Origin of the sequence: Agromyces italicus DSM 16388, from assembly GCF_000421545.1 — a bacterium.
Lineage (GTDB): Bacteria > Actinomycetota > Actinomycetes > Actinomycetales > Microbacteriaceae > Agromyces > Agromyces italicus.
On record NZ_ATXF01000004.1, the window covers coordinates 298,872 to 317,417 of the forward strand.

Genomic DNA, 18,546 nt, shown 5'->3' on the forward strand with positions numbered 1-18,546 from the left:
CATGGCGCTTCGCGCGCAGACCGGTCCGTACTTCGGCGATTTCGGCGGGCGTTTCGTGCCCGAGTCCCTCGTCGCAGCCCTCGACGAGCTCGGCGAGGCCTACGCCCTCGCGAAGCTCGACCCGGCGTTCGGGGCCGAGCTCGCCGAACTCGGCCGCAGCTACACCGGGCGCCCGTCGATCATCACCGAGGTGCCCCGCTTCGGGAGGCACGCCGGCGGCGCACGCATCATCCTGAAGCGCGAAGACCTGAACCACACGGGTTCGCACAAGATCAACAACGTGCTCGGCCAGGCGCTGCTCACGAAGCGCATCGGCAAGCACCGCGTGATCGCCGAGACCGGCGCCGGTCAGCACGGCGTCGCGACCGCGACCGCTGCGGCGCTCTTCGGGCTCGACTGCACGATCTACATGGGCGAGGTCGACACCGAGCGCCAGGCGCTCAACGTCGCCCGCATGCGGCTGCTCGGTGCCGAGGTCATCGCGGTGAAGGCCGGTTCGCGAACCTTGAAGGACGCGATCAACGAGGCCATGCGCGACTGGGTCACGAACGTCGCGACGACCAATTACCTCTTCGGCACGGTCGCCGGCCCCCACCCGTTCCCCGAGATGGTGCGCGACTTCCAGAAGATCATCGGGGAGGAGGCGCGCCAGCAGGTGCTCGACCTCACGGGCGCGCTGCCCACCGCCGTCGCGGCCTGCGTCGGCGGCGGGTCCAACGCGATCGGCATCTTCCATGCCTTCCTCGACGACGAGGGCGTGGGGCTGTTCGGCTTCGAGGCCGGCGGCGAAGGCGTCGACACCCCGCGGCACGCGGCGACCATCACCAAGGGGCGGCCGGGGGTGCTCCACGGGGCCCGCAGCTACATGCTCCAAGACGACGACGGCCAGACGATCGAGTCGCACTCGATCTCGGCCGGCCTCGACTACCCCGGCGTGGGGCCGGAGCACTCGTGGCTCTCCGCGATCGGACGGGCGCAGTACCGGCCCGTCACCGACGACGCCGCGATGCAGGCGTTGCGCCTGCTCACCCGTACCGAGGGCATCATCCCGGCCATCGAATCGTCGCACGCCCTCGCGGGCACGCTCGATCTCGGCCGCGAGCTCGGCCCTGACGCCACGATCCTCGTGAACCTCTCGGGTCGCGGCGACAAAGACATGGACACCGCAGCCCGGTACTTCGAGCTGTACGACGAGGAGGCCGGCGCATGACCGCTCGCAACACGGTCGGCCCGGTCATCGCGCGGCGCAACACCGAGGCATCCGGCGCGCTCATCGGCTACCTGCCGGTCGGTTTCCCGACGCTCGACGAGAGCGTCGACGCGGCCGTCGCACTCGTCGAGAACGGCGTCGACGTGCTCGAGCTGGGGCTCCCGTACTCCGACCCGGTCATGGACGGCCCGGTCATCCAGGCCGCCACGCAGCGGGCGCTCGCGAACGGCTTCCGCCTCGCCGACGGCTTCGAGGCGGTGCGCCGCGTCACCGATCGGGTGGATGCCCCGGTGCTGATCATGACCTACTGGAACCCCGTCGTGCAGTACGGCGTCGAGCGCTTCGCAGACGACCTGGCCGCGGCCGGGGGGGCGGGGCTCATCACCCCCGACCTCATCCCCGACGAGGGCGCCGAGTGGATCGCCGCGTCCGAGCGCACCGGGCTCGACCGGGTGTTCCTCGCCGCGCCGACCTCGACCGATGCCCGCATCGCGCGGGTCGTCGAGGCGAGCCGGGGATTCGTCTACGCGGTGTCGACGATGGGCATCACCGGTGCCCGAGCCGACGTCGACCGCGCCGCCCGCGAGGTCGTCGACCGTTTGACGTCGGCGGGTGCGCCGGCCAGCTGCGTGGGCGTCGGCATCTCGACGGCCGCCCAGGTGCGCGAGGTGCTCGGGTACGCGGAGGGCGCGATCGTGGGCTCCGCGCTCGTGAAGGCCCTCGCCGACGGCGGGGTATCGGCGGCCGGTGCGCTCGCCGCCGAACTCGCACGCGGTACGCGCGCCGAGTGAAGTACGCTGGCTGAGGCCCACGCGGTCGACGTTTCTCCCGAGGAAAGGCAGCAGCCCGAGTGATCACCCCGCTCAGCATTCCGAGCCCCGACTGGAGTGGCTTCGAGATTCCCGTTCCATGGGGAGTCATCACGATTCACGCCTACGCGCTGTGCATCCTCCTCGGCATGGTACTCGCGGTCGTCATCACGTCGCGGCGTCTCACCAAGCGCGGGGCCGAGCCCGGCATCGTGCTCGACATCTCGCTCTGGGCGGTCGCGCTCGGCATCATCGGCGCTCGCGTCTACCACGTGCTCACCCACCCCGACGACTACTTCGCCGGCCAGGAATGGTGGCGGGTGTTCGCCATCACCGAGGGCGGCATCGCGATCTACGGGTCGCTCATCGGCGGCGCGATCGGCGTATTCATCGGCTGCAAGCTCACCGGCATCCGATTCCTCTCCTTCGCCGACGCGCTCGCCCCGGGCCTCCTGGTCGCGCAGGCCGTCGGCCGCCTCGGCAACTGGTTCAACCACGAACTCTACGGCGCCCCCACCGACCTGCCCTGGGGCCTCGAGATCGAGTTCGACAACGCGGCGTGGCCGCAGGGGCTCGCCGAGGGCACCCTCTTCCACCCGACCTTCCTCTACGAGCTGATCTGGAACCTCGCCGGCGCGGCGCTCATCGTGCTCCTCGAGCGCAGGGTCAACCTGCGCTGGGGCAAGGCCTTCGCGGTCTACCTGATCTGGTACGGCGCCGGCCGCTCGTTCTTCGAGTCGATCCGCGTCGACCCGAGCGAGATGTTCCTCGGCATCCGCGTCAACGTCTGGGCGTCGTTCGCCGCGGTCGTCCTCGGCATCGTCATCCTGCTCGTGCAGCGCCGCCGGCACACCGGTGTCGAGCCGAGCCCCTACGTCCCCGGACGTGAATGGAAGGGCTCCGACGCTGAGGTAGACTCAGACGAAATCGAGTCCGACTCAGACTCTCTCGACGACGGCGTCGAGGGCGAGAACGAATCCCTGGGCGAGACGGCGGCCACAAGCCCGAGCCGTTCCACCTCTTAGGCAGCCGCCCCACACCGCGTTCTCCGAAGCGACGCCGCACCATGCGTCGCGACCTCCCCGTGTAGGGCCGATGGCGTCCCCGCTTCCAGTTCAAGATGAGGACGGTTCCTGTGTCGCTCACCCCACCCTTCTCGCGGTTCGGAACGATTCCCGCCGCCCAGGGAATGTACGACCCCGCCGCCGAGAAAGACGCCTGCGGTCTTGCGATGGTCGCGACGCTTCGCGGCACGCCGGGGCACGACATCATCACCGCGGCACTCGACGCCCTTCGTCACCTCGAGCACCGCGGTGCTGTCGGCTCCGACGCGGGCACGGGCGACGGCGCGGGCATCGTGACGCAGATCCCCGACGAGTTCCTGCGCGCAGTGGCGAGCTTCCCGCTGCCGGCGGCAGGGTCCTACCTCGTGGGCAATGCGTTCCTGCCGGTCGACCCGACCACCCGGAGCTCGGTCAAGCGTCAACTGATCGGGCTCGCGGCTTCCGAGGGCCTCGAGGTGCTCGGCTGGCGCGAGGTACCCGTGCGGCCCGACGAACTCGGCACGCTCGCTCGCGCCGCGATGCCCGCCGTGCAGCAGCTGTTCCTGCAGTCGAGTGCGACGACCTCGGCGGGTGGCCGGCTCGACGGCATCGCCCTCGACCGGCTCGCGTTCCGGTTCCGCAAGCGCGCCGAGCGCGAGCTGGAGCTGTACTTCGCGTCGCTGTCGTGCCGCACGATGGTCTACAAGGGCATGGTCACGACGCTCCAGCTCGAGCCGTTCTACCCCGACCTCTCGGACGAGCGCTTCACCTCGAAGCTCGCGCTCGTGCACTCCCGGTACTCGACGAACACCTTCCCGTCGTGGCCGCTCGCGCAACCCTTCCGCATGATCGCGCACAACGGCGAGATCAACACGATCCAGGGCAACCGCAACTGGATGCGGGCTCGCCAGTCCCAGCTCGAGTCCGAACTGCTCGGCGACCTCGGGCCGATCCTCCCGATCGTGACGCCCGGCGCGAGCGACTCCGCCTCCTTCGACGAAGTCGTCGAGCTGCTCACCCTCGGGGGACGCAGCCTTCCGCACGCCATCATGATGATGGTGCCCGAGGCGTGGGAGAACCAGGGCGAGCTGAGCCCCGAGCGCCGGGCGTTCTACGAGTACCACTCGATGCTCATGGAGCCGTGGGACGGTCCCGCGGCGATCGTCTTCACCGACGGCTCGCTCGTCGGTGCGACGCTCGACCGCAACGGACTCCGCCCCGGCCGGTACGTGGTCACCGATGACGGCCTCGTCGTGCTCGCGAGCGAGATCGGGGTGCTCGACCTCGAGCAGTCCCGCATCGTCCGCAAGGGTCGCTTGCAGCCGGGTCGCATGTTCCTCGTCGACACGGAGGCGGGTCGGCTCATCGAGGACGACGAGATCAAGTCGGAGCTCGAGTCGTCGGCGCCGTGGGGGGAGTGGCTCGAGGAGGGGCGCATCCGCCTCGCCGAGCTTCCCGAGCGCGAGCACATCGTGCACCCGCCGGCGTCGGTGAACCGCCGTCAGCGCACCTTCGGCTACACCGAGGAGGAGGTGAAGATCCTGCTCGCGCCGATGGCGCGCACCGGGCAGGAGCCGCTCGGCGCCATGGGCTCGGACACGCCGATCGCCGTGCTGTCGAAGCGTCCGCGTCTCCTCTTCGACTACTTCACGCAGCAGTTCGCGCAGGTCACGAACCCGCCGCTCGACTCGATCCGCGAGGCGGTCGTCACCTCGCTCGGCACCTCGCTCGGGCCCGAGCGCAACCTCCTCGACGCCGGCGCAGAGCACGCGCGCCAGGTCGCGCTCACCTTCCCCGTGATCGACAACGACGAGCTCGCGAAGATCGTGCACATCGACCCCATGCCGGGGCGCCGTACGACCGTGACCATTCGGGGTCTCTACCGCTTCGACGAGGGCCCCGACGCCCTGCGCGACCGAATCGCCGCGATGTGCGGCGAGGTCGACGAGGCCATCGAGCAGGGTGCGAGGTTCATCGTGCTCTCCGACCGCGACTCCAACAAGGACCTGGCGCCGATTCCGTCGCTCCTCATGCTCTCGGCCGTCCACCACCACCTCATCCGCTCCGAGAACCGCATGAAGGTCGGTCTCGTGGTCGAGGCCGGCGACGTGCGCGAGGTCCACCACATCGCGTTGCTCGTCGGCTACGGCGCGTCCGCGGTGAACCCGTACCTCGCCATGGAGAGCTGCGAGGACCTCGTGCGCGCAGGGGCGATCAGCGGCATCACCCCCGAAGACGCCGTGCACAACGTGATCAAGGCGCTCGGCAAGGGCGTCCTGAAGATCATGTCGAAGATGGGCGTCTCGACGATCTCCTCGTACGCGGGCGCCCAGGCCTTCGAAGCGGTCGGCCTCTCGCAGGAGTTCATCGAGGAGTACTTCACCGGGACGACCTCGAAGCTCGGCGGTGTCGGCCTCGACGTGATCGCGGCCGAGAACCTCGAACGGCACTCCAAGGCCTACCCCGAAGACGCTGCGGTGCGCGCGCACGAGCGTCTCGCGACGGGCGGCGAGTACCAGTGGCGCCGTGACGGCTCGCCGCACCTGTTCAACCCCGAGACGGTGTTCAAGCTGCAGCACTCGACGCGCAACCGCCGCTACGACGTCTTCCGCGAGTACACCTCGCTCGTCGATTCGCAGGCCGAAGAGCTCGCGACCCTTCGCGGCATGTTCACGCTGCGCACGGGCACGCGCCCGTCGGTGCCGATCGACGAGGTCGAGTCCGTGGCATCCATCGTGAAGCGCTTCTCGACCGGCGCGATGAGCTACGGATCGATCTCGAAGGAGGCGCACGAGACGCTCGCGATCGCGATGAACCGACTCGGCGCGAAGTCGAACACCGGTGAGGGCGGCGAGGACCTCGACCGACTGCTCGACCCCGAGCGCCGCAGCGCGATCAAGCAGGTCGCCTCGGGGCGCTTCGGCGTGACGAGCATGTACCTGACCCACGCCGACGACATCCAGATCAAGCTGGCGCAGGGTGCGAAGCCCGGCGAGGGCGGACAGCTGCCCCCGACGAAGGTCTACCCGTGGGTCGCGCGGACGCGCCATGCGACCGCCGGCGTCGGCCTGATCTCGCCGCCGCCTCACCACGACATCTATTCGATCGAAGACCTCAAGCAGTTGATCTTCGACCTCAAGCGGGCGAATCCGAAGGCGCGCATCCACGTGAAGCTCGTCAGCCAGTCGGGCATCGGTGCGGTCGCCGCGGGCGTCGCGAAGGCGCTGTCCGACGTGATCCTCGTCTCGGGGCACGACGGCGGCACGGGCGCGAGCCCGCTGAACTCGCTGAAGCACGCCGGCACGCCGTGGGAGCTCGGCCTCGCCGAGACGCAGCAGACGCTGATGCTGAACGGCATGCGCGACCGCGTCGTCGTGCAGGTCGACGGGCAGCTGAAGACCGGGCGCGACGTGGTCATCGGCGCGCTGCTCGGCGCCGAGGAGTTCGGCTTCGCCACCGCGCCGCTCGTCGTCGAGGGCTGCGTGATGATGCGCGTCTGCCACCTCGACACCTGCCCGGTCGGCGTGGCGACTCAGAACCCCGAGCTCCGCAAGCGCTTCACGGGCAAGCCCGAGTTCGTCGTCAACTTCTTCGAGTTCATCGCTCAAGAGGTGCGCGAGTACCTCGCCGAGCTCGGCTACCGTTCGATCGACGAGATCATCGGCCGCCGCGAACTGCTCGACGTCGACCGTGCGGTCGACCACTGGAAGGCCTCGGGCCTCGACTTGACGCCGGTGCTCGTCGGCCCCGACTTCTCCGAGTCCGAGCCACGACGCAACGCCCGAGCCCAAGATCACGAGCTCGACGAGCACTTCGACAACGAGCTCATCCATCGCAGCGGCATCGTGCTCGACGGGGGCGGAGCGATCGAGATCGCGCTGCCGATCAAGAACACCGAACGCGCCGTGGGCACCATGCTCGGCCACGAGGTCACGGTCCGCCACGGTGAACAGGGTCTTCCCGACGGGTCGATCGATGTGACGCTCACGGGCTCGGCCGGGCAGTCGCTCGGCGCCTTCATGCCGAGCGGCATCACGCTGCGACTCGAGGGCGACTCGAACGACTACGTCGGCAAGGGGCTCTCCGGCGGACGCATCGTCCTGCGCCCGTCGCGCGACAGCGGTTTCGTCGCCGAGCGCAACGTCATCGCCGGCAACGTCATCGGCTACGGCGCGACGCGTGGCAGCATGTTCATCCGCGGCATCGTCGGCGAACGCTTCCTCGTGCGCAACTCCGGCGCCACCGCAGTCGTCGAAGGGGTCGGCGACCATGCGCTCGAGTACATGACCGGCGGCCTCGCGGTCATCCTCGGCGAGACCGGCCGCAATCTCGGCGCCGGCATGTCCGGCGGCACGGCGTACGTCCTCGGGCTCCGCGAGGAGCGTGTCAACCGCGAGTCGCTCGCGAGCGGCGAGCTCGAACTCCTCCCGCTCGGCGGTGCCGACCGGGAGATCGTCCGCGACCTGCTCGAGCAGCACGTCGCCGAGACCGACTCCGCGGCCGCCGCGGCCCTCCTCGCCGATGGCGACGCCGGGCTCGACCGTTTCACCAAAGTGCTGCCGCGCGACTACGCGGCCGTGCTCCGTACCCGCCAGAGCGCGGTCGACGAGGGGCTCGACCCCGACGGCGACGTCGTCTGGTCACGCATCCTGGAGGTCACCAATGGTTGACGGGTACACCGTCAGGTCTCGCCCAGTACCGACGAACACCGCGGAGGTGACGAATGGCTGATCCCAAGGGCTTTCTGAAGGTCACCGAGCGCGAGCTGCCGAAGCGGCGGCCCGTGCCGGTGCGCATCATGGACTTCAAAGAGGTCTACGAGCAGGGCGACCCCGCGCAGCTGCGCCGCCAGGCCGGCCGTTGCATGGACTGCGGCATCCCGTTCTGTCATCAGGGCTGCCCTCTCGGCAATCTCATCCCGGAGTGGAACGACCTCATGTACCGGGGCGAGGGCCGTGCGGCCGTCGAGCGGCTGCATGCGACCAACAACTTCCCCGAGTTCACGGGGCGCCTCTGCCCCGCGCCGTGCGAATCGGCGTGCGTGCTCGGCATCAACCAGCCGGCGGTCACGATCAAACAGGTCGAGGTCTCCATCATCGACCAGGCGTTCGGCAGCGGCTGGGTCCAGCCGCAGCCGCCCGGGCGCCTGACCGGCAAGACGGTCGCCGTCGTCGGCTCGGGGCCCGCGGGCCTGGCCGCGGCGCAGCAGCTCACCCGTGCCGGTCACACGGTCGCGGTGTTCGAGCGCGACGACCGCATCGGCGGCCTCCTCCGCTACGGCATCCCCGATTTCAAGATGGAGAAGAAGCACCTCGAACAGCGTCTCGCGCAGATGACGGCCGAGGGCACGCGCTTCCGCGCCGGGATGAACATCGGCGTCGACATCACGTGGGACCAGCTGCGCGAGCGGTACGACGCGGTCGTGGTCGCCACGGGTGCGATGGTGCCGCGCGATCTGCCGATTCCCGGTCGCGACCTTCCGGGCGTGCACTTCGCGATGGAGTACCTCGTGCAGTCGAACCGCCGCGTCGCCGGCGACGAGGTCTTCGACCAGATCTCGGCCGAGGGCAAGCACGTCGTCGTCCTCGGCGGCGGCGACACGGGGGCCGACTGCATCGGCACCGCGCATCGCCAGGGCGCGCTCTCGGTGACGAACCTCGCGATCGGCAAGCAGCCGGGCCAGGCGCGGCCCGAGCACCAGCCGTGGCCGATGCACCCGACCGTCTTCGAGGTGCAGAGCGCCCACGAGGAGGGCGGTCACCGCGAGTACCTGGTCTCGACGGTCGAGTTCGTCGCGAACGATTCGGGTGAGCTCCGGGCCATCCGGGTCGCCGAAACCGAGTACCTCGACGGCCGTCGAGTGCCGAAGGCGGGCACCGAGCGCGAGATCCCCGCCGACCTCGTGCTGCTGGCGCTCGGGTTCACGGGGCCCGAGAGCCAGGAACTCGACGAGCAGCTCGAGCTGGCCGTCACCGACCGCGGCAATCTCGACCGCGATGCGGCCTATGCCACGGCGAGTCCGGGCGTGTTCGTCGCCGGCGACGCCGGACGCGGGCAATCCCTCATCGTGTGGGCGATCGCCGAGGGCCGGGCCGCGGCCGCGGCCGTCGACCGATACCTCGAGGGCGAGACCTCGCTGCCGAGCCCGATCCCGGCGAACGCGCGCGCGTTCGCCGTCTGAACCAGGCGCGCCGTCGGCGCGTCTCCGTACCAACACCAGCGCTTCGGCGCGGAACACCGGGAGCACAATCACATGAGACGAGCGAAGATCGTCGCCACCCTCGGGCCGGCGACGTCGAGCTACGAGCAGATCCGGGCGATCATCGATGCGGGCGTCGACGTCGCCCGCATGAACCTCAGCCACGGCACCTACGACGTTCACGAGGGCGTCTACCAGAACGTGCGAAAGGCCGCGAGCGACTCGGGTCGAGCGGTCGCCGTGCTCGTCGACCTGCAGGGGCCGAAGATCCGCCTCGGCAAGTTCGCCGACGGCCCGCACGAGCTCGCCGAGGGCGACATCTTCAAGATCACGACCGAAGAGATCCTCGGCACGAAGGAGATCGTCGGTACGACCTTCAAGGGGCTGCCGAACGACGTGAAGCCCGGCGACTTCCTCCTCATCGACGACGGCAAGGTGCGCGTCGAGGTCGTCGAGACCGACGGCACCGTCGTCACGACCAAGGTCGTCGTCGCCGGCCCGGTGTCCAACAACAAGGGCATCAACCTGCCAGGGGTCGCGGTCAACGTGCCCGCGCTCTCCGAGAAGGACGAGGCCGACCTCCGTTGGGGCCTCGAGCTCGGCGCCGACCTCATCGCGCTGTCGTTCGTGCGCAACGCCGCCGACATCACGCGCGTGCACGAGATCATGGACGAGGTCGGCCGTCGCGTGCCCGTCGTCGCCAAGGTCGAGAAGCCGCAGGCCGTCGACGCGCTCGAGGAGATCACCGAGGCGTTCGACGCCGTCATGGTCGCGCGCGGCGACCTCGGCGTCGAGCTGCCGCTCGAAGCGGTGCCGATCGTGCAGAAGCGCGCCGTCGAGATCGCGCGCCGGCTCGCGAAGCCGGTCATCGTCGCCACGCAGATGCTCGAGTCGATGATCCACAGCCCGGTTCCGACGCGTGCCGAGACGTCCGACGTCGCGAACGCCGTGCTCGACGGCGCCGACGCGGTGATGCTCTCCGGCGAGACGAGCGTGGGCGAGTACCCGGTCATCACGGTGCAGACCATGGCCCGCATCGTCGAGTCCACCGAGCAGCACGGGCTCGACCGCATCGCGCCGCTCGGCACGAAGCCGCGCACCCAGTCCGGCGCGATCACGGCCGCCGCGGTCGAGGTCGCCGACTTCGTTCAGGCGAAGTACCTCTGCGTCTTCACGGAGTCGGGTGAGACGGTGCGTCGCATGACGCGCCTGCGCTCGAAGATCCCCATTCTCGCCTTCACGCCGGACCCGGCGATCCGTCGCCGCCTGGCGCTCAACTGGGGGGTCGAGTCGTTCGTCGTCTCGCGCGTCACGCATACCGACCAGATGGTCGGACAGGTCGACGAAGCACTCGCGAAGACCGGAAAGGCCGTCAAGGGCGAGAAGGTCGTCATCATCTCGGGTTCCCCTCCCGGAATCCCGGGCACCACGAACGACGTGCGCGTGCACGTCGTCGGCGAGGTGCTGTAGTCGCATCCGCGAAGGAGCCGGTCCGCGAGGGCCGGCTCCTTTCGCGTGCCCGCGCGGGCGCGCACCCCACCCCGACGGCTGCCCTCATGCTCGGCGCCGTCGACTCCGTGCCGGGCACGGAACGACCGCGATCGAGCCGTCGTCTCACGCCTGTTTCGCGGCCGACATGTCGACGCACATGACGCCGATGTTGCCGTCCTGATCGGCGACCACCATGAGCGAGGGCGCCTCGCGGTCATCGACGACAGTGCCACCTGCGGCGAGGGCAGCGGCGATCCGCGGCTCGACCGCTTCGGGCGCCACATAGATCTCGACGTGGAGGCGCCGCGGCGGGGGCTCCTGATCGTCGGAATCTCCGAACCACAGGTTCGGCACCCGTCCGGTGGCGTCCCGGATCTCATTACTGGGGGACCCTCGCCCCTGCGATTCGGCGTCACCGGTCAGGAGAGCGGCCCACACCGGGGCGATGGTCGCGGAGCGAGACGTGTCGAGGCCGAGCTCGATGTGGCTGACCGACGCCGGGTCTGCGGTGACCCCGTGGTCGGCGGCGATCTCGGTGATCCGTCGCGCGAGGTCGATGTCCTGCTGGGTCACCCATTCGACGACGTGTTCGGCGCCCTCGTCGTCTCGGTAGACGGCGTCGTCGCTGATCAGCCTGAGATCGACGAAGCCGTCGCCGATCGACGCTCGCGGGTGGTGGCCGAGCGCATCGCCCGCCTCGCCCACCGCGACGACGAACCGTGCGCCGATGCCGAAGTCGTCGATCAGGTACCTGGCATGCAGTCCCTGGGCCAGCTTGCGCCAGTCGGCCAGTCGGGCCGCGGCGATCTGCTCGCCCCTCAGCATGTCCATGGACGCGGAGTCTATGCCCGGCCCGACACCGCGGCAAGGAATCCCGCTTCGGGTGCACACACCCGAAGCGGGTCTTGGTGCCGGTGGTGGGGGTCGAACCCACACGCCCTTTCGGGCAAAGCATTTTGAGTGCTCCGCGTCTGCCATTCCGCCACACCGGCCAGAGGCCTCGCCCAGAATACCGTAGGCTTTCCTCCGTGACAGACACCGAATCAACTCAGCCGGCTGCTCCGCGCCGCGTGGTCGTGGCGGAGGATGAGTCGCTCATCCGCCTCGACATCGTCGAGATCCTGCGCGACAACGGCTTCGAGGTCGTCGGCGAGGCGGGCGACGGCGAGACCGCCGTGGCGCTCGCGACCGAGCTCCGACCCGATCTCGTCATCATGGACGTCAAGATGCCTCAGCTCGACGGCATCTCCGCGGCCGAGCGCCTCTCGAAGGGCCACATCGCCCCGGTCGTGCTCCTGACGGCGTTCAGCCAGAAGGAGCTCGTCGAGCGCGCCAGCGAGGCGGGCGCCCTCGCCTACGTCGTGAAGCCGTTCACGCCGAACGACCTCCTGCCGGCGATCGAGATCGCGCTGGCCCGCCACGCGCAGATCATCGCGCTCGAGGCCGAGGTCGGCGACCTCGTCGAGCGCTTCGAGACCCGCAAGCTCGTCGACCGGGCGAAGGGCCTGCTGAACGAGAAGATGGGCCTCTCCGAGCCCGAGGCGTTCCGGTGGATCCAGAAGGCGTCGATGGATCGGCGCCTCACCATGAAGGACGTCTCCCAGGCGATCATCGAGCAGCTCGCAGCCAAGAAGTAGGCCTCCGGCCCCGAACGACGGATGCCTCGACGCCACGTGTCGTCGAGGCATCCGTCGTCCGCATTCGGGGGCGTGAGCGCGTCGGGGAGTGTCGGCGGCCGCTTGTAGGCTGGTGCGGTGACGGACGCAGACAAGCCCACCCTCCTCGTCGTCGACGGCCATTCGCTGGCCTTCCGAGCCTTCTACGCCCTCCCGGTCGACAGCTTCACCACTCGCGACGGGCAGCACACGAACGCCATCCACGGCTTCCTTTCGATGCTGCTCCTGCTGCTGCAGAACGAGAAGCCGACGCACCTCGCGGTGGCGTTCGACATCTCGCGGCACTCGTTCCGCACGCGCGAGTACCCCGAGTACAAGGGCACTCGTGGCGAGACGCCGGCCGAGTTCAAGGGCCAGGTGCCGCTCCTCCAAGACGCGCTGAAGGCGATGGGCGTGCGCACCCTCGAGAAAGAGGATTTCGAGGCCGACGACATCCTCGCGACGCTCGCCGCACGCGGCCGTGCCGAGGGCTATCGGGTGCTCCTGGTCTCGGGCGACCGCGACACCATCCAGCTCGTGAACGACGACGTCACGCTGCTCTACCCGAACACGCAGGGCGTCTCGCAGCTGAAACGCTACGACACCGAGGCCGTGCTCGACCGCTACGGCGTGCGCCCCGAGCAGTACCCCGACATCGCCGCGCTCGTGGGCGAGACGAGCGACAACCTGATCGGCATCACGAAGGTCGGCGAGAAGACTGCGGTGAAGTGGCTCGGCCTCTACGGCGACCTCGACGGCATCCTCGAGCACGCCGACGAGATCAAGGGCGTGGTCGGGCAGAACCTGCGCGACCAGCGCGAGAACGCCATCCGCAACCGGCGGCTCAACCGCCTGGTCACCGACGTCGAGCTCGACGTCGTCATCGACGAGCTCGCGGCGAAGCCGATCGACATCGAGACGGTGCGGCCGGTGTTCGAACGGCTCGAGTTCCGCACGCTGTTCGAGCGGCTCCGCAAACTCGCCGCCGGTGAGACGAACGGCAACGGCGGGGCGAGCGCTCCGACGGCCGCGCCGGTTCCCGAGCAGGCGGCTCCGCCCATGCCGACACCGAGACTCCTGCTCGACGAGGAGCTCGAGGCATGGTTCGCCAAGGCCGTCGTGGCCGAGCCGGCCGGGCTCGGGCTGAGCCTCGAGGTCGTCGACGGGCAGGTGATCGGCGCGGGCATCGCCACCGCCACCGAGACGGTGCGTCTGCCTTGGCAGGCCGGGCGCACCGACTATGCCCCCTTCGAAGCCTGGCTCTCGAGCGACGCGCCGAAGATCATGACCGACGCGAAGCCGCAGCTCGAGGCGCTCGAGCGCTCGGGTCTCGCCGTCGACGGGCTCGTGCTCGACACGCTCGTCGCGGGCTGGCTCGCCCGCCCGATCCTCGCTGAGAAGAGCCTCGCCGACCTCGTCGAACGCTATCTCGGCGAAACCGTGCCGCAGGCCGATCCCGCACAGCTCGTGCCCGAAGAGGGCACCGACGCGGGCGCGCCCGAATACGCCTGGTTCACCGTGCGCGTCGCGCCTGCGGTGCTCCGAGCGCTGCCCGAGCCCTCGCGCACGCTCCTCGCCGAGGTCGAGATGCCCCTCGTGCCGGTGCTCGCGTCCATGCAGCTCCGAGGCGTCGCGGTCGACCACGCCGAACTCGCCGCGCTCTCGAGCGAACTCGGCGATCGCGCGGCCGGGCTCGCGCAGCTCGCCTTCGCCGAGATCGGCCGCGAAGTGAACCTCGGCTCGCCCAAGCAACTGCAAGAGGTGCTGTTCGATCAGCTCGCGATGCCGAAGACGAGGGCGACGAAGACCGGGTACACGACCGACGCGAACGCGCTCGCCGACCTGCAGGAGTCGAACCCGCACCCGTTCCTCGGCTATCTGCTCGAGCACCGCGACGCGACGAAGCTGCGTCAGATCGTCGAGTCGCTCGACAAGTCGATCGCCGCCGACGGGCGCATCCACACGACGTACGGCCAGATCGGGGCCGCCACCGGGCGCATGTCGTCGAACGACCCGAATCTGCAGAACATCCCCATCCGCACAGAAGACGGCCGTCGCATCCGCAAGGCGTTCCGCCACGGGCCCGAGTTCAGCGAGTTGCTGACCGCCGACTACTCGCAGATCGAGATGCGCATCATGGCGCACCTCTCGGGCGACTCCGGCCTCATCGAGGCCTTCAACGCGGGCGAAGACCTGCACCGCTTCGTCGGCGCGCGGGTGTTCTCGGTCGACCCGGCCGACGTCACCCCGCTCATGCGCACCAGGGTGAAGGCGATGTCGTACGGTCTCGCCTACGGGCTCAGCGCCTTCGGCCTCTCGAAGCAGCTGCGCATCGATCGTGCCGAGGCGACCCAGCTCATGAAAGAGTACTTCGAGCGTTTCGGCGCCGTGCGCGACTACCTGCGCGGCGTCGTCGAGCAGGCGAAGATCGACGGCTACACCGAGACGATCTTCGGTCGGCGCCGCCCGTTCCCCGACCTCAACAGCCCCAACCGGGTGCACCGCGAGAACGCCGAACGCGCCGCGCTCAATTCGCCGATCCAAGGATCGGCGGCCGACATCATGAAGATCGCGATGGTCGCCGTCGAGCGCTCGATCGCGGAGCAGGGGCTCGCGAGCCGCATGCTCATGACCGTGCACGACGAACTCATCTTCGAGGTCGCGGGCGGCGAGAGCGAGCTGCTCGAGGCGCTCGTCCGCGAGAAGATGGCGAACGCCGCCGACCTCCTGGTGCCGCTCGAGGTGCAGGTCGGGCGCGGGGCGAATTGGGAGGACGCCGGGCACTGACCGAGGGATCCTCGACCTCGACAGAGATGCACCGGCTGTCCTAGGTTCGAGGGATGGCATCGAGTGAGCGCACCCCGACCGACGTCGACCTGATCGCCGAGGGCTGGGTCGACACCCTCGTCGATCTCGACCCGAGCATCGGCACGTACATCGGCCGCACGAGTCACGACGACCGGCTCGCCGACTACTCGCCGGCCGGGCACGAACGGCGCATCGCCGCGGTCCGCGACGCCGCCGCGGCGTTGCGCGCCGCAACGCCGGCCGACGACGTCGACCGGATCACGGTCGCCGACCTGGGGTCCGAGCTCGAGCTCGACCTCGAGCGGTTCGACGCCGGCCTCCACCTGCGCGACCTGAATGTCATCGCGAGCCCGCCGCAGGAGATCCGCGACGTGTTCGACCTCATGCCGACCGCCGAGGTCGACGACTGGTCGCGCATCGCCGCCCGGCTGGGTGCCGTTCCCGGCGCGCTCGACGGCTACATCGAGACCTTGCGCGAGGGTGTCGCCGCGGGCACGGTTCCCGCCATCCGGCAGGTGCGCGAGGTCGCCGCCCAGGCGCGGCGCATCGCCAAGGTCGACGGCTTCTTCACGACCTTCGCGGCGAACGCGAAGGCGGGGGAGTCCGAGCTCCCCGGCGCGCTCGCGCGCGACCTCGAGTCGGGCGCCGGCGCAGCGAGCGCGGCCTACGGCCGGCTCGCCGAGTTCCTCGAGTCGGGGCTCGCTCCCGTCGCCGGCGACGCCGACGCCGTCGGCCGCGAGGTCTACGCCCTCGAGTCCCGTCGCTTCCTCGGCGCGGTGATCGACCTCGACGAGACCTACGAGTGGGGCATCGAGGAGCTCGCGCGCATGGTCGCCGAGCAGGAGTCCATCGCGAACGAGATCGTGCCGGGGGCATCCGTGGCCGAGGCGATCGCGTTCCTCGACGGCGACGCGAAGCGCAAGCTCCACGGCACCGACGCGCTTCAGCGGTGGATGCAGGAGACGAGCGATCGCGCCGTGGCCGAGCTCGCGGGCACCCAGTTCGACATCCCGGAGGAGATCCGGGCGCTCGAGTGCATGATCGCACCCACTCAGGAGGGGGGCATCTACTACACCGGCCCGAGCGACGACTTCTCTCGGCCCGGGCGCATGTGGTGGTCGGTGCCCGAGGGCGTGACCGAGTTCGACACCTGGCGCGAACTCACGACGGTGTACCACGAGGGCGTTCCCGGGCACCACCTGCAGATCGGCCAGGCGGTCGTGAACCGGGGGCAGCTGAACACGTGGCGCAGGCAGCTGGCCGGCACCTCGGGGCACGCCGAGGGCTGGGCGCTCTACGCCGAGCGGCTCATGGAGGGCCTCGGCTACCTCGACGATCCGGCCGATCGGCTCGGCATGCTCGACGGCCAGCGCATGCGCGCCGCTCGTGTGGTGCTCGACATCGGCGTGCACCTCGGCAAACCGCGCCCCGACGGCGTGGGGGTGTGGACGGGGGAGTACGCCCACGAGTTCCTCTCGAAGAACGTGAACATGAACGAGGGGTTCGTGCGCTTCGAGGTGAACCGGTATCTCGGCTGGCCGGGCCAGGCCCCGTCGTACAAGGTCGGCCAGCGCATCTGGGAGCAGCTGCGCGACGAGGTCGCGCGGCGGGAGGGCGCCGGGTTCGACATCCGCGACTTCCACCGGAACGCGCTCGCGCTCGGGGGAGTCGGCCTCGACACCCTGCGTTCGGCGCTCATCGCGTGAGCGACCACGGCAGCAGTGCGGCGTCGCGGTTGCCGTCGGCCGAGCGAATCCGTTAGGATCGAACGTCACTCTTGTGACATCCCTGTCCGCACGCCCATCGCGGAACCAACACAACGCTCTCCCGCGCGATGGGCTCGATATTGTCCTTTACGGAGCATTCACTACATGACAACCGCAACGACCAAGGCACCCAAGCAGGTCGCCATCAACGACATCGGATCTGCTGAAGATTTCCTCGCCGCGGTCGAAAAGACTCTGAAGTTCTTCAACGACGGCGACCTCATCGAGGGCACCGTCGTGAAGATCGACCGCGACGAGGTCCTCCTCGACGTCGGCTACAAGACCGAGGGCGTCATCCCCTCGCGCGAGCTTTCGATCAAGCACGACGTCGACCCCAGCGAGGTCGTCGGCGTCGGCGACACCGTCGAGGCCCTCGTTCTCCAGAAGGAGGACAAGGAAGGCCGCCTCATCCTGTCGAAGAAGCGTGCGCAGTACGAGCGCGCGTGGGGCGACGTGGAGAAGATCAAGGAAGCCGATGGCGTCGTGACCGGTTCGGTCATCGAGGTCGTCAAGGGCGGCCTGATCGTCGACATCGGCCTCCGAGGCTTCCTCCCGGCGTCGCTCATCGAGCTCCGCCGCGTGCGCGACCTCACGCCGTACCTCGGCCAGGAGATCGAGGCGAAGATCCTCGAGCTCGACAAGAACCGCAACAACGTCGTGCTCTCGCGCCGCGCGCTCCTCGAGCAGACGCAGTCCGAATCGCGCTCGACCTTCCTCGCGAACCTCCACCCGGGCCAGATCCGCAAGGGCGTCATCTCGTCGATCGTCAACTTCGGTGCGTTCGTCGACCTCGGCGGCGTCGACGGTCTCGTCCACGTCTCCGAGCTCTCGTGGAAGCACATCGAGCACGCCAGCGAGGTCGTCGAGGTCGGCCAGGAGGTCACCGTCGAGGTGCTCTCCGTCGAGCTCGACCGTGAGCGCGTCTCGCTGTCGCTCAAGGCGACGCAGGAGGACCCGTGGCAGGTCTTCGCCCGTACCCACGCGATCGGTCAGGTCGCCCCGGGTAAGGTCACGAAGCTCGTTCCGTTCGGTGCGTTCGTTCGCGTCGCCGACGGCATCGAGGGCCTCGTCCACATCTCCGAGCTGTCGGGCAAGCACGTCGAGCTCGCCGAGCAGGTCGTGTCGGTCGGCGAAGAGGTCTTCGTCAAGGTCATCGACATCGACCTCGAGCGTCGCCGCATCTCGCTCTCGCTGAAGCAGGCGAACGAGGGCGTCGACCCCGAGGGCACCGAGTTCGACCCGGCGCTCTACGGCATGCTCACCGAGTACGACGAGCAGGGCAACTACAAGTACCCCGAGGGCTTCGACCCCGAGACCAACGAGTGGCGCGAGGGCTTCGAGGCCCAGCGCGAGAAGTGGGAGCAGGACTACGCTGCCGCTCAGGCTCGCTGGGAGGCGCACAAGAAGCAGGTTGCTGCTTCGCTCGCCGCCCAGGCCGCCGACGACTCGTTCTCGGCCGGCGGTGCCTCCTACTCGAGCGACTCGGCCGGCGCGGGCACCCTCGCCGACGACGCCTCGCTCGCGGCACTGCGCGAGAAGCTCTCGAGCAACAACTGATCGCAGTT

The 18,546-nt window shown here is 69.3% G+C and carries 11 protein-coding genes and 1 tRNA gene; 10 read left to right on the forward strand and 2 right to left on the reverse strand.

The genetic code is table 11. The features are described from left to right. The first annotated feature begins 1 nt into the window (after nucleotide 1). The 6 genes from trpB to pyk all read left to right on the forward strand — a co-directional run bounded on the left by trpB (nucleotide 2) and on the right by pyk (nucleotide 10,731). Entirely contained in the window at nucleotides 2-1,210 is a 1,209-nt protein-coding gene (trpB, locus tag H516_RS0101840) for a tryptophan synthase subunit beta (protein ID WP_022888023.1), read from the forward strand. Next, entirely contained in the window at nucleotides 1,207-2,001 is a 795-nt protein-coding gene (trpA, locus tag H516_RS0101845; protein WP_022888024.1) for a tryptophan synthase subunit alpha, read from the forward strand. Before trpB ends, trpA begins: the two co-directional genes overlap by 4 nt. Before the next feature lie 59 nt (nucleotides 2,002-2,060). Continuing rightward, entirely contained in the window at nucleotides 2,061-3,044 is a 984-nt protein-coding gene (gene lgt / locus H516_RS0101850) for a prolipoprotein diacylglyceryl transferase (protein ID WP_022888025.1), read from the forward strand. 95 nt (nucleotides 3,045-3,139) lie between these two features. Next, nucleotides 3,140-7,732 carry a glutamate synthase large subunit gene (gltB, locus tag H516_RS0101855; protein WP_051138650.1) on the forward strand — a complete coding sequence of 1,531 codons (4,593 nt, stop codon included), beginning with the start codon at nucleotides 3,140-3,142 and terminating at the stop codon, nucleotides 7,730-7,732. A 53-nt stretch (nucleotides 7,733-7,785) separates the two neighbouring features. Continuing rightward, on the forward strand, nucleotides 7,786-9,243 hold the full coding sequence (locus H516_RS0101860; RefSeq protein ID WP_022888027.1) for a glutamate synthase subunit beta: 1,458 nt from the start codon (nucleotides 7,786-7,788) through the stop codon (nucleotides 9,241-9,243). Nucleotides 9,244-9,315: 72 nt separating this feature from the next. Next, on the forward strand, nucleotides 9,316-10,731 hold the full coding sequence (gene pyk / locus H516_RS0101865; protein WP_022888028.1) for a pyruvate kinase: 1,416 nt from the start codon (nucleotides 9,316-9,318) through the stop codon (nucleotides 10,729-10,731). 144 nt (nucleotides 10,732-10,875) lie between these two features. Here pyk and H516_RS0101870 read toward each other — a convergent pair whose 3' ends face one another. Further along, a complete protein-coding gene (locus H516_RS0101870) occupies nucleotides 10,876-11,583 on the reverse strand; it encodes a VOC family protein (RefSeq protein WP_022888029.1) in 708 nt (235 codons plus the stop codon). A 75-nt stretch (nucleotides 11,584-11,658) separates the two neighbouring features. Continuing rightward, nucleotides 11,659-11,744: transfer RNA gene (locus H516_RS0101875), tRNA-Leu, on the reverse strand. Between the two features lie 36 nt (nucleotides 11,745-11,780). Here H516_RS0101875 and H516_RS0101880 point away from each other — a divergent pair. From H516_RS0101880 to rpsA, 4 genes are all read left to right on the forward strand, one after another. Further along, nucleotides 11,781-12,389 (forward strand): ANTAR domain-containing response regulator, encoded by a 609-nt coding sequence (locus H516_RS0101880; protein WP_022888030.1) that lies wholly within the window; start codon nucleotides 11,781-11,783, stop codon nucleotides 12,387-12,389. 117 nt (nucleotides 12,390-12,506) lie between these two features. Then, nucleotides 12,507-15,194 (forward strand): DNA polymerase I, encoded by a 2,688-nt coding sequence (gene polA / locus H516_RS0101885; protein WP_022888031.1) that lies wholly within the window; start codon nucleotides 12,507-12,509, stop codon nucleotides 15,192-15,194. 53 nt (nucleotides 15,195-15,247) lie between these two features. Next, the gene (locus H516_RS0101890; RefSeq protein WP_022888032.1) at nucleotides 15,248-16,921 is read left to right on the forward strand and encodes a DUF885 domain-containing protein; all 1,674 of its coding nucleotides are present in this window, start codon (nucleotides 15,248-15,250) and stop codon (nucleotides 16,919-16,921) included. Nucleotides 16,922-17,086: 165 nt separating this feature from the next. Further along, nucleotides 17,087-18,538, forward strand: a complete 1,452-nt coding sequence (gene rpsA, locus H516_RS0101895) for a 30S ribosomal protein S1 (RefSeq protein ID WP_022888033.1) — start codon at nucleotides 17,087-17,089, stop codon at nucleotides 18,536-18,538. Nucleotides 18,539-18,546: the final 8 nt, after the last annotated feature.

What these genes read in the sequence shown, in the direction of transcription:
- gltB (WP_051138650.1), top strand. Translation starts at nt 3,140, where the DNA reads ATGAGGACGGTTCCTGTGTCGCTCACCCCACCCTTCTCGCGGTTCGGA.
- H516_RS0101870 (WP_022888029.1), bottom strand. Translation starts at nt 11,583, where the DNA reads ATGGACATGCTGAGGGGCGAGCAGATCGCCGCGGCCCGACTGGCCGAC.
- H516_RS0101860 (WP_022888027.1), top strand. Translation starts at nt 7,786, where the DNA reads ATGGCTGATCCCAAGGGCTTTCTGAAGGTCACCGAGCGCGAGCTGCCG.
- trpA (WP_022888024.1), top strand. Translation starts at nt 1,207, where the DNA reads ATGACCGCTCGCAACACGGTCGGCCCGGTCATCGCGCGGCGCAACACC.
- H516_RS0101890 (WP_022888032.1), top strand. Translation starts at nt 15,248, where the DNA reads ATGGCATCGAGTGAGCGCACCCCGACCGACGTCGACCTGATCGCCGAG.
- trpB (WP_022888023.1), top strand. Translation starts at nt 2, where the DNA reads ATGGCGCTTCGCGCGCAGACCGGTCCGTACTTCGGCGATTTCGGCGGG.
- pyk (WP_022888028.1), top strand. Translation starts at nt 9,316, where the DNA reads ATGAGACGAGCGAAGATCGTCGCCACCCTCGGGCCGGCGACGTCGAGC.
- rpsA (WP_022888033.1), top strand. Translation starts at nt 17,087, where the DNA reads ATGACAACCGCAACGACCAAGGCACCCAAGCAGGTCGCCATCAACGAC.